Genomic DNA, 26938 nt, shown 5'->3' with positions numbered 1-26938 from the left:
GCGCACACTGCCACCAAACGTCACGTCCTACAATCTGAACACATATATGCCGCGACGCAGCGAATTGACATATCCCGAAAATTGCGCTTTAGAACGCTTGAGCGTAATTTTCTTACTCACCCGATACACGAGGCCCCGCTATGACGCAGACGCAGAAAGATCGCCCCTGGCTCATCCGCACCTATGCCGGTCACTCCACCGCCAAGGCATCAAACGCGCTGTACCGCGGAAACCTGGCCAAAGGGCAAACAGGGCTTTCGGTGGCTTTCGACCTGCCGACTCAGACCGGGTATGACAGTGATCACACGCTGGCACGCGGCGAGGTCGGCAAAGTTGGCGTACCGATTAGCCATCTGGGTGACATGCGGGTTCTGTTCGATCAAATACCGCTGGAACAGATGAACACGTCAATGACGATTAACGCGACGGCCCCATGGCTGTTGGCGCTTTATATCGCGGTTGCCGAGGAACAGGGCGCAGATGTGTCCAAGCTGCAGGGCACCGTGCAAAACGATCTGATCAAAGAATACCTGAGCCGCGGCACCTATGTCTGCCCTCCGAAGCCATCGCTGAAGATGATCGCTGACGTCGCCGAGTATTGCTATTCGAACGTACCGAAATGGAACCCGATGAACGTGTGTTCCTATCACCTGCAAGAGGCAGGCGCGACACCGGAACAGGAATTGGCCTATGCGTTGGCCACTGCCATCGCGGTACTGGATGAACTGCGCCCACGCGTTCCAGCCGAAGATTTCCCGGCGCTGTGTGGCCGTATTTCATTCTTTGTGAATGCAGGTATCCGCTTTGTCACAGAGATGTGCAAAATGCGAGCCTTCGTTGATCTTTGGGATGAAATTCTGAAAGACCGTTACGGCGTCGAGAATCCGAAATTCCGCCGCTTCCGTTATGGTGTTCAGGTGAACTCGCTGGGCCTGACCGAGCAGCAGCCTGAAAACAATGTGTATCGCATCCTGATTGAAATGCTGGCTGTGACGCTTTCCAAAAAAGCGCGCGCCCGTGCCGTGCAGCTGCCAGCATGGAATGAGGCCCTTGGCCTGCCCCGTCCGTGGGATCAGCAATGGTCGATGCGGATGCAGCAGATTCTGGCCTATGAGACCGACCTGCTGGAGTACGGTGACCTGTTCGACGGCAACCCCGCTGTCGACGCAAAAGTCGAGGAACTGAAAGAAGGCGCGCGGGCCGAGCTGGCCAATCTGGACTCGATGGGCGGCGCTGTGGCGTCGATCGAATACATGAAATCTCGCCTCGTCGATTCAAATGCCGAACGCCTAAACCGGATCGAACGGAATGAAACCGTTGTGGTTGGCGTGAACAAATGGATCGAAGGTGAGCCGTCTCCCCTGCAAACCGAAGATGGCGGCATCATGGTCGTCGACCCGGCGGTTGAGCAGGAGCAAATCGACCGTCTGAACGCATGGCGTGCAGAGCGAGATGACGCAGCAGTGTCTGCCGCTCTGGCCGCGCTGCGTGAAGCCGCCCAATCCGGAACCAATGTGATGGAACCCTCGATTGCTGCCGCAAAGGCGGGTGTCACCACGGGTGAATGGGCAGAAGAGATGCGCAAGGTCTATGGCACCTATCGCGGGCCAACCGGCGTTTCAGGTTCGGTGTCGAACAAGACCGAAGGACTGGACGATTTGCGCGCTGCGGTCGACGCCGTCAGCGACAAGCTGGGCCGTCGCCTCAAATTCCTGGTCGGCAAGCCAGGACTGGACGGCCATTCCAACGGCGCCGAACAAATAGCATTCCGTGCCCGCGATTGCGGCATGGATATCAGCTATGAAGGTATCCGCCTGACCCCCGAAGAGATTGTCACCGCTGCAATTGACGACGACGCCCATGTGATCGGTTTGTCTATTCTCTCTGGCAGCCATATCCCGTTGGTGCAGGACGTGATGAACCGCCTGCGCGAGGCCGGATTGAACAATATCCCGGTTGTTGTCGGCGGAATTATTCCTGACGACGATGCAGCAAAACTCAAAGCCATGGGCGTTTCCAAAATCTATACGCCCAAGAATTTTGAGCTGAATGCAATTATGGGCGATATTGTCACCTTGGTCGATCCGCAAAACCTGGCGGCAGAATAACGCTTCGTTCTATTCGGATCTTTTAATATCTGTTGCTTTGGCCAGCGAGATAGTTAAATTCCGTTTCCTGTAATACGGCGGGCTATAAAGCCCGTCCGTAACAGAATGCGGAATGGAGAACTGAAATGGCGATCAACCTTGAAAAGATGTCGCGCAAAGACCTGATTGAATTGCGCGATCAGGTGGATATCGCGTTAAAAAGCGCAGAAAAGCGCGAACGCAAAGAGGCATTGCAAGCCGCCGAAAAAGCTGCGGCTGAATTTGGGTTCTCTCTTTCTGAATTGTCCGGTGACGCATCAAAATCCGCGAAAGCACCAAAAAACAAAGCAAAATACAAAAACCCCGCCGACCCGGACCAGACCTGGTCGGGGCGTGGACGCAAACCACAGTGGGTTCATGACGCATTGAAGGCCGGGGCAGATATCTCGGACCTGGAAATCTAACCGGAATTGGCCCTAAAATGACAATTCATATCGGTGCCCAAAAAGGCGAAATTGCTGAAACCGTTTTAATGCCCGGCGACCCGTACCGTGCAAAATGGGCGGCGGAAACGTTTTTGCAGGATGCAAAGCTGGTTAATGACGTCCGCGGCATGTTGGGATTTACTGGAACCTGGAAGGGAAACCCCGTCACGATACAAGGCAGTGGAATGGGCATGCCTTCGCTGTCGATCTATGCCAACGAATTGATCCGTGATTACGGCACCAAGACATTGATCCGTATCGGCTCGTGCGGCGGGATGCAGGAGAACGTCAAAATTCGCGATGTAATTCTGGCGATGACAGCGACCACTCTCAGCACGCCGTCGCGCGGCATTCTGAAAGAGCTGAACTTTGCGCCTTGCGCCGATTGGGGCCTACTGCAAGCCGCAGCGCAAGCGGCGGCGGCCAAGGGTACGCCTACCCATGTAGGCGGGATTTATTCGTCAGATGTATTTTATGATGAACGTCCTGATTTGAATGAACAGATGATGCGGCACGGCATTCTGGGGGTCGAGATGGAAGCGGCTGAACTTTATATCCTGGCCGCACGTCACAACTGCCGGGCCTTGGCTGTTCTGACTGTCTCCGATCACCTACTGACCGGTGAGGCACTGCCCTCATCCGAGCGCGAAAGCAGCTTTGGCGAAATGGTCGAGATTGCCCTGCAGGCGGCATTTCCAAACGTTGAGTAAGCAAAGACAGGGCGTCAACAACGCCCTGTTCTTCTATTTTCCCTTTAAGCAATTGGTCGGAGAAGCCGTCCCATCTTGCTGTGCTCCGCAATAGGCGCACACCCAAAAACCTTCCTTGCGATGTTGCCGCCACCGGCAATCACGCGTCAAAGAAGACGTTCGCGCCCGCCAAAAGAAATAGGCGAACACACCAGCGGCCAGTAAAAGCAAGAAAATAGGCATGCTAAGGCATCGCCCAATCAAGGGGCAATTTCAAGCGTCATGCCGCGTTGGCATATTCAAACAGCTCGGGCTCATGAGTTTCAGGCACCACCGCAGGTTCCGGTGTGTAATAGGCCCATGCCTGCTCCAGCGCTTCCAGCGCCTCGGCTGATTTGGTTTCAGAGATTTGTTCTTGCATCGGAGCGATCCCGTTTCGGTTCCATCACTCCTCCCTGTGCGCAGACTAGTGCGGATCAGGACCAGCTGCATTGCATAGTTTTGCAATCTTGCCATGCACTTGCCGAAAGACGGCAAGTGCAGCAATCTAAGGCTTGTTTAGACTGAACGGTCGACCATCATCTTTTTAATTTCGGCAATCGCCTTGGCCGGGTTCAGACCTTTCGGGCAGGTCTTGGCACAGTTCATGATCGTATGGCAGCGATACAGCTTGAACGGGTCTTCCAGCTCATCCAGACGCTCGCCTGTGGCTTCGTCTCGGCTGTCGATGATCCAGCGATAGGCATGCAGCAGCGCGGCGGGCCCAAGATAGCGGTCACCGTTCCACCAATAGCTCGGGCACGAGGTCGAGCAGCTGGCGCACATCACGCATTCATACAGGCCATCCAGTTTCTTGCGGTCTTCGATCGACTGCTTCCATTCTTTAGCCGGGCGGTTGGTCTTGGTTTCCAGCCACGGCATGATCGAAGCGTGCTGCGCATAGAAATGGGTCAGATCTGGGATCAGGTCCTTGACCACAGGCATATGCGGCAGCGGATAGATTTTCACGTCGCCCTTGATCTCATCCATTCCATAGATACAGGCCAGCGTGTTGATCCCGTCGATGTTCATCGCGCACGATCCACAGATCCCTTCCCGGCAGGACCGGCGGAAAGTCAGGGTCGGGTCGATCTCGTTCTTGATCTTGATCAGCGCATCCAGAACCATCGGACCACAACTGTCCATGTCGACGAAATAGGTGTCGAGCTGCGGATTTTTCCCATCATCCGGATTCCAGCGATAGATCTGGAACTTGCGCACATTGGTAGCGCCCTCTGGCTTGGGCCAGGTTTTGCCCGTCGTGATGCGCGAATTCTTGGGGAGGGTCAGTTGTACCATAAGTTCCTCTCCTTAGAACGTCCGCGCCTTGGGCGCGATTTTCTTGAGGCTGATGCCGCCTTCGTCTTCGGTGGTCAGCGGGTCAACAATGACAGGGCGATAGCTGAGTTCAACTTTGTTGCCCTCAACCCGAGATACGGTGTGAACGCGCCAGTTCTCATCATCGCGTTCGGTGAAATCCTCATGCGCGTGCGCGCCGCGGGACTCTTTCCGCGCCTCAGCGCCGACGATGGTGGCCAGAGCGCTCGGCATCAGGTTGGTCAGCTCCAGCGTCTCCATCAGGTCACTGTTCCAGACCAAGGAGCGATCGGTGACTTTGAGGTCGTCCATTTTGGCGGCAATGGCAGTCATCTTCTCGACACCCTCGGCCATGGTCTTGGCGGTCCGGAATACGGCCGCGTCTTCCTGCATGGTCCGCTGCATCTCAAGCCGCAGATCGGCGGTCGGGATCGCGCCGCTGGCGTTGCGGACCGCGTCGAAGCGGTCAAACGCCTTGTCCACCGAAGCCCGGTTCAGAACCGGATTCGCGGCTTTGGCGTCCACGACCTCACCCGCACGAATTGCAGCCGCACGGCCAAACACCACGAGGTCGATCAGCGAGTTCGAGCCCAGACGGTTCGCACCGTGGACCGAGGCACAACCAGCCTCACCCACAGCCATCAGGCCCGGCACGACACCGGTCGGGTTGTCGGCAGTGGGGTTCAGGACCTCACCCCAATAGTTGGTCGGGATACCGCCCATGTTATAATGCACGGTCGGCAGAACCGGGATCGGTTCCTTGGTGACATCGACGCCGGCAAAAACGCGCGCCGATTCCGAGATTCCCGGCAGACGCTCTGCCAAAGCTTCGGCGGGCAAGTGGCTTAGGTTCAGGTGGATATGGTCGCCATTCTCACCCAGACCACGGCCTTCGCGGATTTCCATGGTCATCGAGCGCGAAACATAGTCGCGCGGTGCCAAATCCTTGTACTGGGGCGCATAACGCTCCATGAACCGTTCGCCTTCCGAGTTGGTCAGGTAACCGCCCTCACCACGCGCACCTTCGGTGATCAGGCAGCCCGAGCCGTAGATGCCGGTGGGGTGGAACTGAACGAATTCCATATCCTGCAGTGCCAGACCCGCACGGGCCACCATACCGCCACCGTCGCCGGTGCAGGTATGGGCCGAAGTTGCGCTGAAATAGGCGCGGCCGTAACCGCCGGTCGCCAGAACAACCATCTTGGCGTTGAAGACGTGCATCGTGCCATCGTCCAGCTTCCAGCAGACGACGCCCTGGCACTGCCCGTCTTCGGACATGATCAGGTCGATGGCGAAGTATTCGATGTAGAATTCGGCGTTATTCTTCAGTGACTGGCCGTACAGCGTATGCAGGATCGCGTGACCGGTCCGGTCGGCAGCGGCACAGGTGCGCTGCACGGCGGGGCCTTCGCCAAATTCTGTGGTGTGACCGCCGAAGGGGCGCTGATAGATCTTGCCTTCCTCGGTCCGGCTGAAGGGCACGCCATAGTGCTCAAGCTCGTACACGGCCTTAGGCGCCTCACGCGCGAGGTATTCCATCGCGTCGGTGTCACCCAGCCAGTCCGAGCCTTTTACGGTGTCATACATGTGCCACTGCCAGTGGTCAGGACCCATGTTTGACAAGGAAGCCGCGATACCGCCCTGAGCCGCAACTGTGTGCGAGCGGGTCGGAAACACCTTGGTCACACACGCTGTGCGCAGACCCTGTTCCGCCATGCCCAGCGTCGCCCGCAGACCCGCACCACCTGCGCCTACGACAACAACGTCGTATTCGTGGGTTTCATATTCATATGCTGCTGTCATTGTTCTTATTCCTTACCGCGCATCATCACAGGGCGAGTTTGACCAGGGCGAAAACCCCGGCCGCCATCAGCGTGTAGCCCAGAGCCCACATTGCAGCGAGAGAGACTTTCTCAAGCACCCCATGCACATAATCCTCAATCGCCTCCTGAGCTTCGTACATCAACTGCAACAGGCCAACGATCAACGTCAGGGCAGTTACAATCGCCGGGAAGGGGCGGCTGAAATAGGCCAGAACCTCTTCGTAGGTTCCACCAATGCCTGCACCTAAGGTGAAGATGAAAATCGGAACCAGCACGGTCAGGATCATCGCCCGAACCATCGTCTGCCAATGGGTGTGTGTGCCGGATTTGCCTGCGCCCAGACCCTGCGCGCGCTTACGGTCAGTCAGATATCGCATGTGCCGTCTCCTTAAACCGCAATCACAGTGATGATGGTCAGGATGGTCGTGCCAACGAACATGCCCAGCCCCAGCTTCTCGGCAACTTCGATATCCAGGCAATAGCCAAAATCCCAGAGAACATGACGCAGACGGCCCAGCGTGTGATACCAAAGCCCCCAGGTCGCAGCGGTCAGAACAATGTCGCCGAACCAGCTGCGCAGGAATCCGTCGATCCCGGCAAACGCAGCTTCCGAGGTTGAAGCGGCCAGCAGCCACCAGACAACCAGAATTGCAACGGCGAATACCCCAATCCCGGTCAGACGGACCATGATCGACGACATAGACGTCATCTGAGGGCGGTAAATCATAATATGTGGCGAGAGCGGGCGGTTGCCCCGATTGACATCGGCCATGTCGGCTCCTCTTACGTTGGCTATTCGTCGTTTTACCTTTTTTTGCCTCGCTGTCACGTGCTGCATGCGCAAAAATGGGTAAAATAGGGCCAAAGTTGCAGATTTTGACAAATCGTGATCACACCAAATAGACCTGTGATCACAAAATTAATTCAATTATCTCAATGTTAGCGTTTACGGGTGTCGCTTATTGTGATCACGAATCTTCGCCATCACTCAAGAGCAGCCGATTGTTTCACAACTTCGCGCAACAGCTTTTTTCGGATCCGTTCGGGATAGTCGGCAAACCCGGATGCAGACACCACAAACGCCCCCTCCCCGACAATGACGTTTTCAAAGAAATAGGCCGTCAGGTCCGGCTCACTTTCTTCGATCGCTATGGCATTCACGGTCACACCTCGACTGCGCAATGCTTCGTGCAGTTCCGACGGTTCGATCCCTTCGTTCGAAACACCATCGCCCGAGATATCGATAAGGTGGCGTTTACATTCGGAAACCGGCTCAAAGCTGGACATGGTCATCTCAAGCGCCTCGCCGATCGCAGTGGAAAAATTACGCCAGACCCTTGGATCGTTGGCGACCTTATCCGCAAACTGTTCAAGCGTTTCAAAACTGTCGATCTTGGTCCAGGGGATGGTGGTCTTCTGCCGCGAGGATCCGGTCCACTGCACAAGCATCACCTGCGCCTGCCCGCGCACCAGCGCCTCAGACACAAGGGGATCCCGCAGGCCGGTAGCCAGACCATCCATCTGGATCCGATATTCCGATGAATCGACCGACCCGGATACATCCACTGCCAAAGCCAGCGCCAGATCACACGCCAACGCAGGCGGCGTCAGAAACAAGCAAGCAGCGAGTGAGCGAAGAAGGATCATGACCGCAGCCTAGCATGAACAGCGCAGACTGCGATCACATGAATGTGCTTCTATCAGGTCGGCATCAACGCCCAATAGTCGAGGTCCAGCAGAACATTCGGATGATACCGACCCTCTTCGTTTTTCAGCTCAAATGGCTCTCCGCCCTTTGTAGCCACTAGTCGCAGACGGATGGCACCTACTCCGGGTACGCCAGTTTCGGCCTTATCCAGAACCTCGGACCAGGCTTTGATTGTGTCGCCTGCAAAGCAGGGGTTGGCATGGGCGCCACCATTCAGACCAACAATCATTTGCGCGTTGGCCAACCCATTGAAAGACAATGTCCGCGCCATCGAGATCACGTGGCCACCATAGATCAACCGTCCATCGGGGCGGAAAGTCAGGTCGAAATGCACCTTTGCCGTGTTCTGCCACAGACGCGTGGCCAACATATGCTCGGCTTCTTCCACGGTAACGCCGTCCACGTGGTCGATGGTTTCGCCAATTTCGTAGTCGCCCCAGCGATGTGGCTCGCCTGCCAGCGCGAAATCGTAGTTTGAAAAGTCCAACCCTTCGGGGACAACCAGATCACCTGGCTCCAAAACCTTTTTCAGCTCTGGCACCACCGTTTCTGGTGCAGGTGCATTCGGGTTCGCCTTGCGCACCATCACCCAGCGGACATATTCGATGACCACTTCGTCCAACTGGTTCAGGCCCCGTGTCCGCACCCAGACCACGCCGGTCTTGCCGTTCGAGTTCTGCTTGACACCGATCACCTCAGAGACCGAGCGCAGCGTGTCACCGGCGTAGACCGGCAGCAACCAACGCCCCTCGGCATAGCCAAGGTTGGCCACCGCATTCAGCGAGACATCCGGCACTGTTTTACCGAACACCACGTGAAACGCCGCCAGATCATCAATGGGGCTTTCCTGCAACCCGCAGGCGCGTGCGAACTCATCAGACGAGTAAAGCGCATGGCGCGCCGGATAGAGCGCATGGTAAAGGCCCCGCTCACCTTCTGTCACCGTGCGTGGCACGGCATGGTGCAGAACCTGCCCGACTGCGTAGTCTTCGAAGAATCGGCCCGGATTTGTTTTTGCCATTATTGCTGTCCCAGTTTCATTTCGGGGGAATAGTCGGCCTCAACCTCTTTGGTCACGGCCTGCGCGCAGCGCATCATGCGGCTGTTTTCGTCATAGGCATAGGAAGGTGAGCCATAAAGCTCCCACCCTTTGGCCAGCGCGCCAGACACTTTGTGGCAGAAGGCCGAGGTGTCTTCCTCGGTAAGCAGACGATATAGTTTTGCCATGATCTTTGCTCCTTATCCGCCAAACGGGGATGGACCGACCAGCCCGTGGATGTAACCAATCACACCCAGCAGAACGATCGACGCGACAAAGAACATCGCATCCTTGCCATAGGTGCCGGGCTCACCCGGCGTCCATTCGGGTTCGGACTTGTTGATTACGATCACTTCGACCACGGCCCAGGCCAGAAGCCCGCCAAACAGGATGATCGAGGTCAGATCGCCATTGACCAGCAAATGCGCAAAGGCCCACAGCTTGAAACCTCCCAGCATAGGATGGCGGAGCTTATTCAGCAGGCGGCCTTTGGTGCCTGCGGGACTCATCATGTAAATCGCGATCAGCACCAGCAGGTTGTTTATGTGCACCATGAACGTTGGTGGCGCCCAGACAAAGATCGCATCGGTCATGCGATAGCCGAAAATCATCAACAGAATCGCCGCCACCAGAGCCAGCGCAACAGCGCCTTTTCCGCCATTACCCAAAGCCGCGCGCTGTTCAGGCATCACGCGTTTGAACAGATGCGCGGCCCACCAAAGCGCCACACCAAGGATCAGAAGAACAAAGCCCATACTGGCTTACCCCGCTTGCAAAGCTGATATCGCCTCTGCTTTTGCCAGAGTTTCACGGGCTGTTACAACATGCAGGTTTTCAACAATCTTACCGTCTACAACGGCAACGCCCTGACCCTGCGCTTCGGTCTCTTCAAAGGCCGCGATCTGACGGCGGGCAAGATCAATTTCAGCCTCGGAAGGTGCAAAAGCCGCATTGGCGACTTCCACCTGAGCCGGGTGGATCAGGGTTTTGCCGTCGAAACCCATATCGCGGCCCTGCTCACATTCAGCAGCAAGACCGTCAGTGTCCTTGAATGCGTTATAGACGCCATCCACGATGATCAGCCCTTCGGTCTTGGCGGCCAGCAGGCAAAGACCCAGCGAGGTCATCAGCGGCAGGCGGTCAGGGCGGAACCGGGTCTGGAGGTCTTTTGCCAGATCATTGGTGCCCATAACGAACCCGGCCATCAGAGGATGGGCCGCAATCTCGGCGGCGTTCAGCATTCCGCGCGGTGTCTCCATCATCGCCCAAATCGGCATATCTCCGGTAATCGCCGCCAATGCGTCCACGTCAGCGGCTGAGTTCACTTTGGGCAGCAGCACCACATCGGCGTCCATGTTTCGTACGGCTTCGGCATCGGCCCGACCCCATTCGGTATCCAGGCCGTTGATCCGCACGATTTTGACCCGATCACCGTACCCTCCGGCTGCCAGTGCAGCGCGAAGCGTTTCGCGTGCATTGGCTTTTTCATCCGCTGCAACTGCATCCTCGAGGTCAAAGATGATCGCATCAACTGGCAAAGTCCGAGCCTTGTCCAGCGCCCGGTCACGGGAGCCGGGGATATAGAGAACTGAGCGATAGGGGCGCTGACGAGGGTCCATTGGCCTCTCCCTTTGAAAGAATGTTGCGCGGAATGGGGCATTTTTTGTCGGAAAGTTCAAGGACAAAATCGCCGCGCTGCAGCATTTGCGGTACAACGTACGGTAGTTTAACCGAATTTCGCCCTGTCCGCCCCACCCTGAATCCAGATGGAATCCAGAGGGTACGCAGATGAAAAAGACGCTGTTTACGATGACAATGGGCCTTGGAATCATGGTTCTTGCTGCGCAACAGGTGCGGGCCGGTACCTGTGCACCGCGCGAAGATGTGATGAAGCGGCTGACCGAAACCTATGGGGAAACACGCCGCGGCATCGGCATTGCGCGTCAGGGTGCGGTGATGGAAGTGTATGCCTCCGACCAAACCGGCAGTTGGACGATCACGGTGACGCTGCCGGACGGGATCACCTGCCTTGTCGTCTCGGGCCAAGCATATGAGGCGACGGTCGAGGCCCTGCCGCCAAACATCTAAGTCAGAGCGTCCCAGATCAGTTTGCTACCCGTCAGCGTCAACAACACATAGGCGATGGAAAAAAACATGCGCTCGGACAGCAAGAAATGTGCCCGGACGCCCAGCCAGGCCCCGAGAATTGCAAAGGGTGTCAGCAGCAGATCGGCCCAAGCGGTGTGCCAGGTGAACAGGCCCAAATAGGCATAAGGCACAAATTTCGCGATATTGATAACCCAGAAAACCAACACGGTCGAAGCCTGAAACTCGGTCTTTGTCAGGCGCTGTGACAGCAGATAGACGGCGGCAGGCGGCCCACCGGCGTGGCTGACAAAGCTGGTGAAACCCGCGACCAACCCGGCAAACAGCCCCGCAATTGGCGGCAGGCGGTTGGCAAAGCCACGGATCAGGCCTTTGCTTTGGCCAATATGCCAGATCACGAAGCCAACCGAGATCCCCCCGATGAGAAGGCGCAGCAGGTCGTCATCCGTGGCGCGATACAGGAATGCACCCAGCGCTACACCCGGCACAGCGCCCAAAATCAGCAGTCGAGCATCCGGCCAATTCCAACGTTTCCAATAGGGTCCAAGAGTGGCCACATCTATAACCATAAGGATCGGCAACATCAGTGCCAGCGCCTGACCGGGTTCAAGTATCAAGGCCAGAATCGACGAAGATGCAAAGGCCACGCCCGATCCGAACCCACCCTTCGAGATTCCCGCAAAGATCACCGCAGGGATCGCCACAGCAAAAAACATCAGGTTCAATTCGAACATGCGGCATCCCGGTTATAGGCTTGTCTTAAAGGCCGTTTAGCGCAATCACAGACCACAGTGCAAACTGTATGCGGTTGCATGCCGCGCCCCATGATACTTGCAAGAACAAATATAAACGACTAGCACAGCCGCAATTTCAAAACCGACCGGAGATCATCCAAATGGCCAGACCCAAGATCGCGCTTATCGGCGCGGGGAACATCGGCGGCACACTTGCCCATCTCGCAGCTGTTAAGGAACTGGGCGACGTTGTCATGTTCGACATCGCCGACGGCCTGCCGCAAGGCAAGGCGCTAGACATCGCTGAATCCGGACCATCCGAAGGTTTCGACGCAGCCATGTCGGGCACCAGCGACTATGCTGATATCGCTGGCGCAGACGTCTGCATCGTCACCGCCGGGGTTGCACGCAAACCGGGCATGAGCCGTGATGACCTGCTGGGCATCAACCTGAAAGTCATGAAATCGGTTGGCGAAGGCATTGCCGCCCACGCGCCCGACGCATTCGTGATCTGCATCACCAACCCGCTGGACGCGATGGTCTGGGCTCTGCGCGAATTCTCGGGCCTGCCGCATCACAAGGTCTGCGGCATGGCAGGCGTTCTGGACTCGGCCCGTTTTGCACACTTCCTGTCGGAAGAGTTCAACGTTTCGATGCGCGATGTCACCGCCTTCGTTCTGGGCGGCCACGGCGATACCATGGTCCCGTCGGTCCGTTATTCGACCGTCGCCGGCATCCCGCTGCCCGACCTGGTTGAGATGGGCTGGACCTCGCAAGAGAAACTGGACGCCATTGTGCAGCGCACCCGTGACGGCGGTGCCGAGATCGTTGGCCTGCTGAAAACCGGCTCTGCGTTCTACGCTCCGGCAACTTCGGCAATCGAAATGGCCGAAGCCTACCTGAAGGACCAAAAACGCGTTCTGCCTTGCGCCGCCTATTGCAACGGTGAACTGGGTGTGGATGGCCTGTATGTCGGCGTCCCCACAGTGATTGGCGCCGGCGGCATTGAACGCATCGTCGACATCAAGCTGAACGAAGACGAACAGGCAGGTTTCGACAACTCGGTCAACGCCGTTAAGGGTCTGATCGACGCTTGCAAAGGTATCGATAGCTCGCTCGCCTGAGCCTTCTAGAAAATCTTCGGAAAACCGGCCCCAATATCGGGCCGGTTTTTCTTTTATACACCCAAGGTCGATCTGATTTACACGACCGTAGATGTTGGCGCAAACGGCCCAAATCCCTTTATTGAATGTGTTTTTGAGCGTTTCGCCCAGTCAATCGAATCAAAAATCACCAAGACCCGAAAATGTGATCACACCCCAGAAAGCTGTGATCACAAATAGGGAAAATCTTCGTGAAAAAACGCCATGCTGTCAAAAAACCCTTTAAATTTCTGCTCTACAGCACTCTATAACGGGTTAATCGTAGTCAGACGGGACAGTGTTGATGAACATTCACGAATATCAAGCCAAAGCTCTTCTTCGCAGCTATGGCGCTCCGGTCTCCGAAGGTCGCGCGGTTCTGCGCGCCGAGGAAGCCAAAACCGCAGCAGGCGAACTGGATGGCCCCTTGTGGGTTGTTAAGGCGCAGATTCATGCAGGTGGCCGAGGCAAAGGGTCTTTTAAAGAGGCCGATGCCGGTGAAAAGGGCGGTGTCCGTCTGACCAAATCGGTTGAAGAGGCCGCCGAGGAAGCCAAAAAGATGCTGGGCCGCACTCTAGTCACACATCAGACCGGCCCCGCAGGAAAGCAGGTCAACCGCATCTATATCGAGGCCGGTTCAGGCATCGAACGCGAACTGTACCTGGCCCTGCTGGTGGACCGCCAGACCAGCCGCATCTCGTTCGTGTGCTCGACCGAAGGCGGCATGGATATCGAAGAAGTGGCCGCTGCAACGCCCGAGAAAATTCTGTCCTTCTCAGTTGACCCCGCAACCGGTTATCAGCCTTATCACGGCCGCCGCATCGCCTTCTCGTTGGGCCTTGAGGGCGCACAGGTCAAGCAGTGCGTCAAACTGATGGGTCAGCTCTACACCGCCTTCGTCGAGAAGGACATGGAGATGCTGGAGATCAACCCGCTGATCGTCTCGGACAGCGGCGACCTCAAGGTGCTGGACGCCAAAGTCGGCTTTGACGGCAACGCGGTCTACCGCCACCCCGATATCGCCGAGCTGCGCGACACGACCGAGGAAGACCCCAAGGAATTGGAAGCCTCGAAATACGACCTGAACTACATCGCGCTGGATGGTGAGATCGGCTGCATGGTGAACGGTGCCGGTCTGGCGATGGCAACCATGGACATCATCAAGCTGTACGGTGCTGAACCTGCCAACTTCCTCGACGTGGGCGGCGGTGCGACCAAAGAAAAAGTGACCGAGGCGTTCAAGATCATCACCTCGGACCCGCAGGTCAAAGGTATTCTGGTCAACATCTTCGGCGGCATCATGCGCTGTGATGTGATTGCCGAGGGCGTTGTCGCTGCGGTGAAAGAGGTCGGCCTGCAGGTTCCGCTGGTCGTGCGTCTGGAAGGCACCAATGTCGAGAAAGGCAAAGAGATCATCAACACCTCTGGCCTGGACGTGATCGCTGCGGACAACCTGAAAGACGGTGCCGAGAAGATCGTGAAGGCGGTTAAGGGTTAAGTTCGTGCGCCTGATTTCGTCCATCGCGTTTTCTGTAGTTCTTGCCGTCTCTGGATGCATGACCGCAGAAGGCACAAGCCAGTCAGCGTCAGTGAAAGCAAGCGACGAACAATTCGCTTTTGCCAGTCAAGCGGCAAAGGTCTGTTCAGATAGCTTTCCCAATGAAAAGGCTGCCGAGACCAAGCTCAAGTCCCTTGGCTACAAGGAAGTCGGTGGACAAGCCGGGTTTCGCTACTATCGCTCGGAAAACACTGGTGTCATTCTGGTTATTGGACGAATGTCGCAGGAAAGCATCTGCATCGTTGGCTTGGAGAACATGACCCCTGATCAAAGCTACAAACTCGCCCTTCCCTGGGTGAATAAGTACGACGCAGTTACCAACGCTGAACGCGGTCAGGGCCTTTCCAAAAAAGCCGTTCAGGCTTGGGCGTCATTCGACGACAATCGAAACGTCTACATTGCTGCGAACAAGTCTTGGCAAGAACAGCGGGAGCCTTTTCCAAAGACCCCCGGCGCTTCGATCAGGCTGATCTACCTGCCGAATTAGAGAACGTAGGATGGGTGATTTCACCCATCTTTAATTGAGATGATGGGTTCAAAGCCCATCCTACGAAAATCAAAGGAGAACGCCAGATGGCAGTCCTCATCGACGAAAATACCAAAGTGATCTGTCAGGGCTTTACCGGCTCGCAGGGCACATTCCACTCTGAACAGGCCATCGCCTATGGCACCAAGATGGTCGGCGGCGTGACCCCCGGCAAAGGCGGGATGGAGCATCTGGGCCTGCCCGTGTTCAACTCGGTCCACGAAGCCAAGCACGTGACCGAAGCCAATGCCAGCGTGATCTATGTTCCGCCGCCGTTTGCGGCAGACTCGATCCTCGAAGCGATTGATGCCGAGATGGAAGTAATCGTCTGCATCACCGAAGGCATCCCGGTTCTGGACATGATGAGAGTACAGCGCGCGCTGGAAGGCAGCAAATCGCGCCTGATCGGCCCGAACTGCCCCGGTGTCATCACGCCTGATGCCTGCAAGATCGGCATTATGCCCGGTCACATTCACAAACGCGGGAGCGTGGGTGTCGTTTCCCGCTCGGGTACGCTTACTTATGAAGCTGTGAAACAGACAACTGACGTAGGACTGGGCCAGTCCACCTGTGTGGGCATCGGCGGCGACCCGATCAAGGGCACCGAGCATATCGATGTGCTGGAATGGTTCCTGGCCGATGACGAAACCGAGTCGATCATCATGATCGGTGAGATCGGTGGTTCAGCCGAGGAAGAAGCCGCGCAGTTCCTGGCGGATGAGGCCAAGAAGGGCCGCAAGAAACCGACCGCTGGCTTCATCGCAGGCCGCACGGCCCCTCCGGGCCGCCGTATGGGCCACGCGGGCGCAATCGTCGCCGGTGGCAAAGGCGGTGCCGAGGACAAGATCGAAGCCATGCGCTCGGCCGGTATAGTCGTGGCGGAAAGCCCGGCGCAGCTGGGTGAGGCTGTGTTGGAAGCGATACAGAACGGCTGATGCAAAACCTACCCGCCTCCTTGCCGGATTCGGTAACCACGGAACACGCCAAAGCCAGTCTTTGCGCGTGTTTCGAAGAATTTCCAAAACAAGGGGGCGAGTTTCTTGCCGAGACATTGTCGGAAGCGGGTTGGTACCGCGTTGGAACAACTAATTTGGTTCGTTTGAGGCGGAGAGTAACGCTCAATCAACTTGGCATGAGTTTTGGAATTTTGGACCCGAGGGGGTTCCGAAGCATTTTCAACTTTTATCGTCATATGCGCATCCCAATGGGGACTCGTAGCCCGAGTTTCCTGCGCCACATAGATGGCACTCTTGCGGTTCGAACGGATGTGCTACGCAACGACAACTGGCCGGATGCAAAGGTTGTTTTGGCTCGAACCCGCAGCGAAGAAAAGGCTTCGTCTGGGTTTTCGATTGGCGTGTGGGCATTTGTTCCGAGAGACGTCACGCTGATTGAAACAGAAAGTCTTCGGGAGAAATTCAATGGCAACTCTTCAACTTTTTTCACCCCTGTTGGAAATTGGCGCGGGCTTCAGCATAAATGGGAGGACCGAGGCGAAGGGGGATCGCAATATGGTCGGATCGCCAGAAGTGGTAGAGATCCGTACATAATTGAATTCGCGCGAGAACGCTTTCCTGGCAAACTATTACCTCAACTAGAGCTCGCTGAAATTGGTGCTTTGTACCGGTATGAAAAAAGCGAACGTCTTCATTAGTTTGTCGGCTTGGAGTTAGAATTGAAGCTATGACTAGTTCGTACTTTTTTAGTCTACCTAAGGTTTCGCGATCTTTTATGGAGTTCGCGTCATGACCTTCTACGACGCCATCCGCACCTGTTTCTCCAAATTCTTCACCTTCTCGGGTCGGGCCTCGCGGCCCGAATACTGGTTCTTTTTCCTGTTCATCGTGATCTGGAACATCATCGCCGGGATCATCGACTGGCAGTTCTTCACTCAGGTCTCGGTCAGCGAAAGCGATGAGGTGAAATCCGTCACCGCCACATCCTCGCAGCCGGTCCAAGGCATCGTCAGCCTGATCGTGTTCTTCCCGCATCTGGCCGTCGCGTGGCGGCGGATGCATGATACAGGGCGCAGCGGACTTTATGCTCTGCTGCCGATACTGCTGATCCTTGGTGCCGGGGCCGTTCTGGTCTTTGGCATCGGCCTTGCATCCAGCTTCCAGCATGGCGGCAGTCTGGACATTCTGTTCACCCGCGCCACGCTGCTGATCGTTATTCCGACACTGCTTGTTCTGTTTGTGTCGCCCCTCCTGGTTCTGTGGTGGCTGACCCGCCCCAGCCAGCCAGGCACCAACCAATACGGTCCCAACCCATATGAGGTAGCCCAATGACCGAACATACGCCCAATTCCGCGTTTCACGCCTCAAGCTTCATGCAGGGGCACAATGCCGAGTATCTGGAGCAGCTTTATGCCCAGTACACCAAGAACCCCGGTGCGGTCGATGCCGCCTGGGCCGAGTTCTTCAAGGCTATGGGTGACGCCTCACCTGACGTACAGAAAGAGGCCGAGGGGCCGTCCTGGGCGCGGACCGACTGGCCGCCGATGCCAGCGGATGATCTGACCGGCGCACTGACCGGCGAATGGGCTGAGATTGATGCCAAGGCCGCAGGCAAGAAGATCAAAGAAAAGGCGGCGGACAAAGGCGTTCAGGTCAGCGAAGATCAGATCAAGCGCGCTGTGCTGGACAGCCTACGGGCGTTGATGCTGATCCGGGCCTATCGTATCCGGGGCCATCTGGCCGCCGATCTGGATCCGTTGGGTATGCGCGCGGCCAGCACGCATCCCGAGCTGGACCCGAAGACTTATGGCTTCACCGATGCCGACATGGATCGCCCGATCTTTATCGACAATGTTCTGGGCCTGCAGATGGCCAGCATGCGTCAAATCGTTGAGATCGTGAAGCGGACCTACTGCGGTACGTTTGCGCTTCAGTACATGCATATCTCGAACCCAGAAGAGGCCGCGTGGCTGAAGGAACGGATCGAGGGCTATGGCAAGGAAATCGCCTTTACCAAAGAAGGCCGCAAGGCGATCCTAAACAAGATGGTCGAGGCCGAGGGCTTCGAGAAATTCCTGCACGTGAAATACATGGGCACCAAACGCTTCGGTCTGGACGGTGGTGAAGCGCTCATCCCGGCGATGGAGCAGATCATCAAGCGTGGCGGTGCGCTGGGCCTGAGTGACATCGTCATCGGCATGCCGCACCGGGGCCGCCTGAACATTCTGGCCAATGTTATGGGCAAGCCCTATCGCGCCATTTTCAACGAATTTCAGGGCGGCAGCTTCAAGCCAGAGGATGTGGATGGCTCGGGCGATGTGAAATATCACCTCGGTGCGTCCAGTGACCGTGAGTTCAATGGCAACAGCGTGCACTTGTCGCTGACCGCAAACCCGTCCCACCTTGAGGCGGTGAACCCGGTCGTGCTGGGCAAGGTCCGCGCCAAGCAGGATCAGCTGCATGATGAAGATCGCACCAAGGTCATGGGCGTTCTGCTACACGGTGATGCGGCATTTGCAGGTCAGGGTGTGGTGGCCGAAGGCTTTGGCCTGTCGGGCCTGAAAGGGCACAAGACCGGCGGCACCATGCATATCGTCGTGAACAACCAGATCGGTTTCACCACCGCGCCGCACTTCTCACGCTCCAGCCCGTATCCTACAGATATCGCGCTGATGGTCGAGGCACCGATCTTCCACGTGAACGGCGACGATCCCGAAGCCGTGGTGCACGCCGCCAAGGTGGCGACCGAGTTCCGTCAGAAGTTCCACAAGGATGTTGTTATCGACATCTTCTGCTACCGCCGGTTTGGTCACAACGAGGGCGACGAGCCCATGTTCACCAACCCGATCATGTACAAGAAGATCAAGACGCATAAGACCACTTTGTCGCTGTATACCGAGCGCCTGGTCAAAGATGGCCTGATCCCCGAGGGCGAAATCGAGGACATGAAGGCCGCCTTCCAGGCCCATCTGAACGATGAGTTCGAGGCCGGTAAAGACTTTAAACCCAACAAGGCCGACTGGCTGGATGGGCGCTGGTCGCATCTGGACAAGAACAAAGAAGAATACGTCCGTGGTGAAACTGCAATCACGCCGGAAACCCTGGCCGAGGTCGGCACAGCGCTGACCAAAGTCCCGGACGGATTCGCACTGCACAAAACCGTTGGCCGCCTGCTTGATCACAAAAAGCGGATGTTTGAAACCGGCAAAGGTTTTGACTGGGCCACGGGTGAGGCTCTGGCTTTTGGCTCTCTGCTGACCGAAGGCTTCCCGGTGCGTTTGTCTGGTCAGGATGCAACACGCGGTACATTCAGCCAGCGCCACTCGGGCTTTATCCATCAGGAAACCGAGCAGCGTTATTATCCGCTGAACAATATACGCAAGGGTCAGTCACATTATGACGTGATTGACTCGATGCTGTCCGAATATGCGGTTCTGGGTTTCGAATACGGCTACTCGCTGGCAGAACCAAACGCCCTGACCCTGTGGGAGGCGCAATTTGGCGACTTCGCCAATGGTGCGCAAATCATGTTCGACCAGTTCATCAGCTCGGGCGAAAGTAAGTGGCTGCGCATGTCCGGTCTGGTCACCTTGCTGCCGCACGGGTTCGAAGGGCAAGGTCCCGAGCACAGCTCGGCTCGTCTGGAACGATTCCTTCAGATGTGCGGCCAGGACAACTGGATCGTGGCGAACTGTACGACGCCTGCGAACTATTTCCACATCCTGCGCCGACAATTGCACCGCACCTTCCGTAAGCCGCTGATCCTGGTGACCCCGAAATCGTTGCTGCGCCACAAGCTGGCGATCAGCACGGCCGAAGATTTCACCACCGGGTCGAGCTTCCACCGGGTGCTGTGGGATGACGCGCAAAAGGGCAACTCGGACACTAAGCTGGTCAAGGACGACAAGATCAAGCGCGTGGTGATGTGTTCCGGCAAGGTCTATTATGACCTGCTGGAGGAGCGCGACGCACGCGGCATCGACGATGTCTATCTGATGCGGATCGAGCAATACTACCCGTTCCCGGCACATTCGCTGATCAATGAACTTGAGCGCTTTAAAGGGGCCGAGATGGTCTGGTGTCAGGAAGAGCCCAAGAACCAAGGTGCCTGGACATTTATCGAACCCAACATCGAATGGGTCCTGACCCGCATCAAGGCCAAACACACACGGCCACGCTATGTCGGCCGCGCAACCTCGGCTTCACCCGCGACGGGACTGGCCAGCCAACACAAAGCCCAACAAGAAGCGCTCGTGAACGAAGCGCTGAGCATCGAAGGAAAGTAAACGATGACCATTGAAGTTCGTGTTCCCACGCTTGGCGAATCTGTCACCGAAGCCACGGTTGCGACCTGGTTCAAGAAACCAGGTGACGCGGTGGCAATGGATGAGATGCTCTGTGAGCTTGAAACCGACAAGGTAACAGTTGAAGTTCCGGCGCCTGCCGCCGGCGTCATGGGCGAGATCGTCGCCGCCGAAGGTGAAACCGTTGGCGTTGACGCGTTGCTGGCCACCATAACAGCAGGCGGAGGCGCTGCCCCGGCCCCAGCCGCAGCCCCTGCCCCTGCAGCCGAGGCCGCACCGACCGCAGACGCTGGCAGCGTTGATGTGATGGTCCCTACTCTGGGTGAATCCGTCACCGAAGCTACTGTTTCCACATGGTTCAAACAGGTTGGCGATGCGGTCGCACAAGACGAAATGCTGTGCGAACTAGAAACCGACAAGGTATCGGTCGAGGTTCCGGCCCCCGCCGCTGGCGTTCTGGCCGAAATCGTCGCCCCCGAAGGCACCACTGTGGATGCTTCGGCCAAGCTGGCCGTGATCTCTGGTTCGGGTGCTGTGGCTGCCCCTGCCGCAGCCCCAGCCGCTGCAGCGGCCCCTGCTGCAGCTACCACCGCAGGCAAAGATATCGCCAACGCGCCGTCGGCTGAGAAAGCCATGGCGCAGGCCGGGTTGTCCGCCGATCAGGTCAGCGGTACCGGTCGCGATGGTCGTATCATGAAAGAGGACGTGGCCCGCGCCGTGGCAACTGCCGCCGCTCCGGCGCCAGCTCCAGCCCCTGCTGCCGCGCCGCGTGCACCGGTCGCGGCCCATGACGCTGCACGCGAGGAACGGGTCAAGATGACCCGCCTGCGCCAGACCATTGCCAAGCGTCTGAAGGACAGTCAGAACACCGCCGCCATGCTGACCACCTATAACGAGGTGGACATGACCGAGGTGATGGCTTTGCGCAACCAGTACAAAGACCAGTTCGAGAAAAAGCACGGCGTGCGTCTGGGCTTTATGTCCTTCTTCACCAAGGCCTGCTGCCATGCTCTGAAGGAAGTGCCCGAGGTGAACGCCGAGATCGACGGCACTGACATCGTCTACAAGAACTTCGTCCACATGGGTGTGGCCGCCGGCACACCCACCGGTCTGGTGGTTCCGGTTATCCGCGACGCGGACTCGATGTCCTTTGCCGCTATCGAAAAAGCCATTGCCGAGAAAGGCAAGCGGGCGCGTGACGGCAAGCTTTCGATGGAGGAAATGCAGGGCGGCACTTTCACCATCTCGAATGGTGGTGTCTATGGCTCGCTGATGTCGTCCCCAATCCTGAACCCCCCGCAATCGGGCATCCTGGGCATGCACAAAATCCAGGACCGTCCGATGGCGATCAACGGTCAGGTTGTGATCCGTCCGATGATGTATCTTGCCCTGTCCTATGACCACCGGATCGTTGACGGCAAAGGCGCCGTGACCTTCCTTGTTCGTGTAAAAGAGGCGCTGGAAGATCCGCGCCGCCTGTTGATGGATCTGTAATTATGGCAACTCATGTATTGTGGCAGGCCGATGTGGCCGATTTCGATGCCTGGCTGAATGTATTCCGCGAGGACGAACCTATGCGCAAAGCGGCGGGTATCCGCGACTTGCACGTCTGGCGTGACCCGGATCAGCGCGACCACGCCATCGCCATGTTCGAGGTTACAAATCTGGACAAGGCTCGGGCCTTTTTCGGCTCGGAAGAGCTGGCGATGCACCACGAACGGGGCGGTATCGCCCATATCACGATCAAGCTTTTGGAACCGGTTTAAATTAAGCACGGCATGACCCTTTCACATTGGGTCATGCAGCCACCGGTCAATCCGGTCGACTTAGGAGAGTATAATGGCAAATTATGATGTCATCGTAATCGGCGCTGGCCCTGGCGGCTATGTCTGTGCCATCCGCTGCGCCCAGCTGGGCCTGAAAACAGCCGTGGTCGAAGGGCGTGAAACGCTGGGCGGCACCTGCCTGAACGTGGGCTGCATCCCGTCCAAGGCACTGCTGCATGCCAGCCATCAACTGCACGAGGCCGAGCATAACTTTGCCAAAATGGGCCTGAAAGGCAAAAGCCCTTCGGTCGACTGGAAACAGATGCAGGCCTATAAGGACGAAGTGATCGAAGGCAACACCAAGGGCATCGAGTTCCTGTTCAAGAAGAACAAGATCGACTGGCTGAAGGGCTGGGGTTCGATCCCTGCTGCTGGCAAGGTCAAGGTGGGTGACGAAGTACACGAGACCAAGAACATCATCATTGCGTCCGGCTCTGAGCCATCTTCTTTGCCGGGTGTCGAAGTCGATGAAAAGGTCGTCGTGACCTCGACCGGCGCGTTGTCGCTTGGCAAGATCCCGAAAAAGATGGTCGTCATCGGCGCAGGCGTTATCGGTCTGGAACTGGGCTCGGTCTATAGCCGTCTGGGGGCCGACGTGACGGTTATTGAGTTCCTCAAGGAAATCACGCCAGGCATGGACCCAGAGGTCCAGAAGACCTTCCAGCGTATCCTCAAGAAACAGGGCCTGAAATTTGTGATGGGCGCAGCGGTTCAGAAAACCGAGGCGACCAAGACCAAGGCCAAGGTCACCTACAAGCTGCTCAAGGATGACAGCGAGCATGTGATCGATGCCGACACCGTGCTGGTCGCCACTGGGCGCAAGCCATACTCGGATGGCCTGGGGCTGGAAGCACTGGGCGTGGAAATAACCCAACGCGGCCAGATAAAGGTGGGTGCCGACTGGCAGACCAACGTACCGGGTATCTACGCCATTGGCGACGTCACCGAAGGCCCGATGCTGGCGCACAAGGCCGAAGACGAAGGCATGGCCGCCGCCGAACAGGTTGCGGGCAAGCATGGCCACGTCAATTATGGCGTCATTCCGGGTGTCATTTACACATGGCCCGAAGTCGCCAATGTAGGCGAGACCGAAGCAACGCTAAAAGAGCAAGGGCGCGCCTACAAGGTCGGCAAGTTTATGTTCATGGGCAATGGCCGCGCCAAGGCGAATTTTGCCTCGGACGGGTTCGTGAAAATCCTGGCCGACAAAGATACCGATCGTATTCTGGGCGCCCACATCATTGGCCCCGCAGCCGGCGATCTTATACACGAGGTCTGCGTTGCAATGGAATTCGGCGCCTCAGCCGAGGATCTCGCCCTGACCTGCCACGCGCACCCGACATATTCGGAAGCCGTGCGGGAAGCTGCGTTGGCCTGTGGCGACGGTCCGATCCATTCGTAAGTCAGCACTGAAACAAACTGGAGTTTGCGAGGCTCTGCCTCGCGCTCCGGGATATTTTTAGCCAGATGAAGAATCAGATCCCTTGTTCATCTGGCCCCAAATTTCCCGGCCGAGCCGTGGAACGTCGCGGCGGGGGCAGCTCCCCTTTTACCACATCGTTTTTTCAGCGCGTGCGCCCCATTCGGCATCATAGCGCTCGCCACCTTCTTCTCCGTGGCTTACTTCAGCCAGAATTTGTCCCATGCTGGGAAGATCGGCGCTTTCGTCTCTGGCTGTCCATGTCCGGGCTCGCATCATGGCCCGGGCACATTGCGTGTAGATTTCAGCAATTTCGATGATAGCGACGGTGGCTGGCTGTTTGCCGTTTTTCTCGAACCGCGCGCGCAGGGTGGCATCCGAAGTCAGACGCGCCGTGCCGTTCACACGCACCACGTTATTTGATCCGGGTACCAGAAACATCAGTGCAACACGGGAATCTTGCACGATATTGCGCAAGGAATCCAAGCGGTTGTTGCCACGCCAGTCCGGAAGGGCCAGCTTGTTGGGAGTAAGCTCAAGAACCACTGGGCCATCATCGCCTCGTGGACTGCCGTCAACGCCCTCGGGGCCAACTGTACTGAGAATGCACAGCCGCGAGGCCATGATCCATTTACGGTAAAGCGGCGTCAGGCTTTTGGCCACTTTCCTCAGCGCGGGCGCGCCGGGGGTGCCGTAAAGCCTTTCGAGCGTTTCGATATCCTCAATGAACTCCATCCCGAACAAACCCCACTTCTTTCATCAAAGCGTCAGACCGTGTTTCGATCACACTTTCCAATCGACCAAGGAACTCATTGCGGGCAACGCCCGGTTCAATCGGGTCGAGGAAATCGACAATCGCCAATCCCGGCTTACGCATGACGCCCGTACGCGGCCAAAATACCCCAGCGTTCGTAGCGACCGGAACACAGGGAAAGCCCAGACCTTCGTACAATACAGCTGTTCCAACCTTATAGGGTTTCTGCACCCCTGGTGCGACACGTGTACCCTGGGGGTAGATGACCAATTGGCCGGGTTCCGTGAATTCTTTGGCCACATCCTTGACCATCTTGGCCACGGCAGCACCCTTTTTGCCGCGATCGACCGGGATACAGCCTAGGCGGCGCGCATACATGCCGATGATCGGGGTCCACAAAAGCTCTTTCTTCATGATGAACTTGCCGTGGGGAATGGCATCAAAAATGATGATGATGTCGAGGAAGGACTGATGCTTGGCGCCGATTACCACTTCGTCCACCGGTACTGTTCCACGCACCTCGGTGCGGATACCGACCATCCAGCGGGCCAACCACATGGTAGACCGGGCATAAGTCTTGCAAGCCTGCAACGCCCCGCGCTTGGTGAACAATGCATAGGGGGCAAAGACGATGCCGAGGATCAGCATCCAAGCGTAAATCGTGATCATGAAGATCAAAGAGCGAACCCATTGAAACGCTGTTGCCATCATGAAAGTTCCTTCAATTTACGGCTCGCGGCGGTCCACGTCGCCAGAAAGGCGACTGCTGCGCCCAGTAAGGGGATCAGAGCTGGTAACAGCCAGCCCACACCCCGCAACCCAAGACCAGTCAAAAACCCGCCCTCATCCGAGGCTTCGGGCAGCAGGAGAACCCCGGTCATACCCAGCAACACCCCGACAACAGCCCCAAAGAAAGCCCGATAGGTGAAGCGGCGGACAAATGCCCGGGCGATAAAGCTGTCTCGGGCACCGACCAGACGCAGCACTTCGATGATCTGGGCATTGGCGGCCAGCGAGGCATTGGCGGCCAGCGTGACCATCGCTGCAGTGGCTCCTCCGATCAACAGGATCGAGACCCACCCCAGCCGCCGCAGCGACATTGCAGCATCCACCAGCGGTTCGCGCCAACGGGTGTGGTCGTCCAGCACGGCGCCAGGCACCTCGGCCCCAAGCCGCAGACGCAAACCAGCGGTATCCAAGCCCGGATCGCCCTCGATGATCTCGATAAGTTGCGGAATCGGCAACGTGTCCAGCGGCAGGTCGGGTCCGAACCAAGGCAACAGCAACGCGGCCTGCTCCTCGGTCGTCAACGCCCGTGCCGAGGCGACACCGGGCGTCTGGCTGAGAACGGTCAACGCGGCCTCGGTCTGGGCCGCCAATTGGTCGGCGGGGGCGTTGATGCGCAGCGTGGCCGCCCCGGCCAATTCGGTCGCCCAGCGATCTGCTAACCGGCCCGAGGCCAGAGACAAGGCCAACACAAACACCGCCAGAAACGCCATTGCACCTGACACGAACAGTGTCAGATGCGCGGTGTAGCCAGTGGGAGGCACGACGCGATCCGCACGCGCGTCCCGCTGCAACAGGTTCTGGATGATCTCTTTGTTCATAAATCCGCCCCTGCCAGTTGAACCTGACGTTGCGAAATGCGCAATACGCGCGCCTGCACGTGGCTTTTGGCGGCACGTATGAGGCTCAAGTCGTGGGTGGCGATCAGAACGGTTTTACCCATCCTATTCAGTTCGACCAGAAGCCGCAGAAGACGTTGCGACATTTCCCAATCGACATTGCCGGTGGGTTCATCCGCCAGCACCACATCGGGCGACAGGATCACCGCGCGGGCCACTGCGGCGCGCTGACGCTCGCCCCCTGACAGTTCCGGCGGAAGTGCGTCCAATCGAGAGCCCAGGCCCACCCAGGATAGCAACTCGCTCAGGTCCTCCCGCTTTGCAGCCTCGGCCTGTCCGGAAACCATCAGCGGAAGGGATACATTCTCGGCCACAGTCATATGATCCAAAAAGCGGCAATCCTGATGCACGACCCCGATCCGGCGGCGCAGCAAGGCCATCTGATCCCGGTCCAGACCTGCAACATTCTCGCCGAATGCGCTGAGCCGCCCTGATGTAGGCAGCAGCGCACCATAACACAGTTTGAGCAATGTGGTCTTTCCAGCGCCCGACGGTCCGGTCAGAAAATGAAACGATCCCGACTGCAACTGCAGGGAAACATCGCTCAATAACTCTCCACCGCCATAGGTGTAGCTGACATTTTCCAGCTCGATCACAAGGGCCCCCGTTTTAGTTGCCGCCCTTCTTGCCCGAGCGCGGTTGTTGTTTCAATGCCTGCACCGGGTCGAATTGGTGACATTTGTGCTACGAAACCGAAAACACCCTTTGCGGTCAGGTCTTAACGGAATATCATCCCTGAA

General features: G+C 57.3%; 28 protein-coding genes and 1 pseudogene. 14 read left to right on the top strand and 15 right to left on the bottom strand.

Annotated features, from left to right (window positions below; genetic code table 11):
- Positions 1–128 precede the first annotated feature (128 nt).
- From GOW93_RS14890 to deoD, 3 genes and pseudogenes are all read left to right on the top strand, one after another.
- Positions 129–2108, top strand: a pseudogene (locus tag GOW93_RS14890) (protein meaA); the annotation flags it as partial.
- A 125-nt stretch (positions 2109–2233) separates the two neighbouring features.
- Positions 2234–2551, top strand: a complete 318-nt coding sequence (locus GOW93_RS14885) for an H-NS histone family protein (RefSeq protein WP_170385846.1) — start codon at positions 2234–2236, stop codon at positions 2549–2551.
- Between the two features lie 17 nt (positions 2552–2568).
- Positions 2569–3282 (top strand): purine-nucleoside phosphorylase, encoded by a 714-nt coding sequence (gene deoD, locus GOW93_RS14880; protein ID WP_170385843.1) that lies wholly within the window; start codon positions 2569–2571, stop codon positions 3280–3282.
- 259 nt (positions 3283–3541) lie between these two features.
- Here the strand turns inward: deoD and GOW93_RS14875 are convergent, their stop codons facing one another.
- From GOW93_RS14875 to GOW93_RS14830, 10 genes are all read right to left on the bottom strand, one after another.
- Positions 3542–3682, bottom strand: a complete 141-nt coding sequence (locus GOW93_RS14875; RefSeq protein ID WP_170385840.1) for a hypothetical protein — start codon at positions 3680–3682, stop codon at positions 3542–3544.
- 137 nt (positions 3683–3819) lie between these two features.
- Entirely contained in the window at positions 3820–4599 is a 780-nt protein-coding gene (locus GOW93_RS14870) for a succinate dehydrogenase iron-sulfur subunit (RefSeq protein ID WP_170385837.1), read from the bottom strand.
- A gap of 12 nt (positions 4600–4611) precedes the next feature.
- A complete protein-coding gene (gene sdhA / locus GOW93_RS14865) occupies positions 4612–6420 on the bottom strand; it encodes a succinate dehydrogenase flavoprotein subunit (protein WP_170385834.1) in 1809 nt (602 codons plus the stop codon).
- A 25-nt stretch (positions 6421–6445) separates the two neighbouring features.
- Positions 6446–6817: a succinate dehydrogenase, hydrophobic membrane anchor protein gene (locus GOW93_RS14860; protein ID WP_170385831.1), complete on the bottom strand. Its 372-nt coding sequence runs from the start codon at positions 6815–6817 to the stop codon at positions 6446–6448.
- An 11-nt stretch (positions 6818–6828) separates the two neighbouring features.
- Positions 6829–7212, bottom strand: a complete 384-nt coding sequence (gene sdhC, locus GOW93_RS14855; RefSeq protein WP_170385828.1) for a succinate dehydrogenase, cytochrome b556 subunit — start codon at positions 7210–7212, stop codon at positions 6829–6831.
- Between the two features lie 212 nt (positions 7213–7424).
- Complete coding sequence (locus GOW93_RS14850) at positions 7425–8087, bottom strand: DUF1194 domain-containing protein (protein WP_170385825.1); 663 nt, start codon at positions 8085–8087, stop codon at positions 7425–7427.
- 53 nt (positions 8088–8140) lie between these two features.
- A complete protein-coding gene (locus tag GOW93_RS14845; protein WP_170385819.1) occupies positions 8141–9169 on the bottom strand; it encodes a MaoC family dehydratase in 1029 nt (342 codons plus the stop codon).
- Positions 9169–9375, bottom strand: a complete 207-nt coding sequence (locus GOW93_RS14840) for a DUF1737 domain-containing protein (protein ID WP_170385816.1) — start codon at positions 9373–9375, stop codon at positions 9169–9171. Before GOW93_RS14840 ends, GOW93_RS14845 begins: the two co-directional genes overlap by 1 nt.
- A gap of 12 nt (positions 9376–9387) precedes the next feature.
- The gene (locus tag GOW93_RS14835; RefSeq protein WP_170385813.1) at positions 9388–9942 is read right to left on the bottom strand and encodes an NnrU family protein; all 555 of its coding nucleotides are present in this window, start codon (positions 9940–9942) and stop codon (positions 9388–9390) included.
- A 6-nt stretch (positions 9943–9948) separates the two neighbouring features.
- On the bottom strand, positions 9949–10806 hold the full coding sequence (locus GOW93_RS14830; protein WP_170385810.1) for an HpcH/HpaI aldolase/citrate lyase family protein: 858 nt from the start codon (positions 10804–10806) through the stop codon (positions 9949–9951).
- A gap of 169 nt (positions 10807–10975) precedes the next feature.
- Here GOW93_RS14830 and GOW93_RS14825 point away from each other — a divergent pair, with 169 nt between their 5' ends.
- The gene (locus tag GOW93_RS14825; RefSeq protein WP_170385807.1) at positions 10976–11275 is read left to right on the top strand and encodes a hypothetical protein; all 300 of its coding nucleotides are present in this window, start codon (positions 10976–10978) and stop codon (positions 11273–11275) included.
- On the opposite strand, the gene GOW93_RS14820 is transcribed toward GOW93_RS14825, so the two are convergent.
- Complete coding sequence (locus GOW93_RS14820) at positions 11272–12027, bottom strand: sulfite exporter TauE/SafE family protein (protein ID WP_170385804.1); 756 nt, start codon at positions 12025–12027, stop codon at positions 11272–11274. The genes GOW93_RS14825 and GOW93_RS14820 overlap by 4 nt on opposite strands.
- Positions 12028–12188: 161 nt before the next feature.
- Between GOW93_RS14820 and mdh the strand changes: the two genes are divergently transcribed.
- From mdh to lpdA, 10 genes are all read left to right on the top strand, one after another.
- Entirely contained in the window at positions 12189–13151 is a 963-nt protein-coding gene (mdh, locus tag GOW93_RS14815) for a malate dehydrogenase (RefSeq protein ID WP_170385801.1), read from the top strand.
- Positions 13152–13473: 322 nt separating this feature from the next.
- Positions 13474–14667, top strand: a complete 1194-nt coding sequence (gene sucC, locus GOW93_RS14810; RefSeq protein ID WP_170385798.1) for an ADP-forming succinate--CoA ligase subunit beta — start codon at positions 13474–13476, stop codon at positions 14665–14667.
- Positions 14668–14671: 4 nt separating this feature from the next.
- Positions 14672–15214 (top strand): hypothetical protein, encoded by a 543-nt coding sequence (locus GOW93_RS14805; RefSeq protein ID WP_170385795.1) that lies wholly within the window; start codon positions 14672–14674, stop codon positions 15212–15214.
- 86 nt (positions 15215–15300) lie between these two features.
- The gene (gene sucD / locus GOW93_RS14800; RefSeq protein ID WP_170385792.1) at positions 15301–16188 is read left to right on the top strand and encodes a succinate--CoA ligase subunit alpha; all 888 of its coding nucleotides are present in this window, start codon (positions 15301–15303) and stop codon (positions 16186–16188) included.
- Complete coding sequence (locus GOW93_RS14795) at positions 16188–16907, top strand: hypothetical protein (protein WP_170385789.1); 720 nt, start codon at positions 16188–16190, stop codon at positions 16905–16907. Before sucD ends, GOW93_RS14795 begins: the two co-directional genes overlap by 1 nt.
- 91 nt (positions 16908–16998) lie before the next feature.
- A complete protein-coding gene (locus tag GOW93_RS14790) occupies positions 16999–17541 on the top strand; it encodes a DUF805 domain-containing protein (RefSeq protein ID WP_170385786.1) in 543 nt (180 codons plus the stop codon).
- The gene (locus tag GOW93_RS14785; RefSeq protein ID WP_170385783.1) at positions 17538–20495 is read left to right on the top strand and encodes a 2-oxoglutarate dehydrogenase E1 component; all 2958 of its coding nucleotides are present in this window, start codon (positions 17538–17540) and stop codon (positions 20493–20495) included. The genes GOW93_RS14790 and GOW93_RS14785 overlap by 4 nt, the downstream gene beginning before the upstream one ends.
- Before the next feature lie 3 nt (positions 20496–20498).
- On the top strand, positions 20499–22007 hold the full coding sequence (gene odhB / locus GOW93_RS14780) for a 2-oxoglutarate dehydrogenase complex dihydrolipoyllysine-residue succinyltransferase (RefSeq protein ID WP_170385780.1): 1509 nt from the start codon (positions 20499–20501) through the stop codon (positions 22005–22007).
- A gap of 2 nt (positions 22008–22009) precedes the next feature.
- Positions 22010–22279 carry a hypothetical protein gene (locus tag GOW93_RS14775; RefSeq protein ID WP_170385777.1) on the top strand — a complete coding sequence of 90 codons (270 nt, stop codon included), beginning with the start codon at positions 22010–22012 and terminating at the stop codon, positions 22277–22279.
- 73 nt (positions 22280–22352) lie between these two features.
- The gene (lpdA, locus tag GOW93_RS14770; protein ID WP_170385774.1) at positions 22353–23741 is read left to right on the top strand and encodes a dihydrolipoyl dehydrogenase; all 1389 of its coding nucleotides are present in this window, start codon (positions 22353–22355) and stop codon (positions 23739–23741) included.
- A 147-nt stretch (positions 23742–23888) separates the two neighbouring features.
- On the opposite strand, the gene GOW93_RS14765 is transcribed toward lpdA, so the two are convergent.
- The 4 genes from GOW93_RS14765 to GOW93_RS14750 are packed head-to-tail and all read right to left on the bottom strand — an operon-like array spanning position 23889 to position 26794.
- Positions 23889–24494, bottom strand: a complete 606-nt coding sequence (locus GOW93_RS14765) for a pyridoxamine 5'-phosphate oxidase family protein (RefSeq protein ID WP_170385771.1) — start codon at positions 24492–24494, stop codon at positions 23889–23891.
- A complete protein-coding gene (locus GOW93_RS14760; protein ID WP_170386160.1) occupies positions 24481–25221 on the bottom strand; it encodes a lysophospholipid acyltransferase family protein in 741 nt (246 codons plus the stop codon). Before GOW93_RS14760 ends, GOW93_RS14765 begins: the two co-directional genes overlap by 14 nt.
- Complete coding sequence (locus GOW93_RS14755; RefSeq protein WP_170385768.1) at positions 25221–26120, bottom strand: cell division protein FtsX; 900 nt, start codon at positions 26118–26120, stop codon at positions 25221–25223. Before GOW93_RS14755 ends, GOW93_RS14760 begins: the two co-directional genes overlap by 1 nt.
- Positions 26117–26794: a cell division ATP-binding protein FtsE gene (locus GOW93_RS14750; RefSeq protein WP_170385766.1), complete on the bottom strand. Its 678-nt coding sequence runs from the start codon at positions 26792–26794 to the stop codon at positions 26117–26119. The genes GOW93_RS14755 and GOW93_RS14750 overlap by 4 nt, the downstream gene beginning before the upstream one ends.
- Between the last annotated feature and the right edge of the window lie 144 nt (positions 26795–26938).

The organism is Ruegeria atlantica (assembly GCF_013032455.1).
Taxonomy (GTDB): Bacteria; Pseudomonadota; Alphaproteobacteria; order Rhodobacterales; family Rhodobacteraceae; genus Ruegeria; species Ruegeria atlantica_B.
This window is presented reverse-complemented; position numbering and strand designations above follow the sequence as displayed.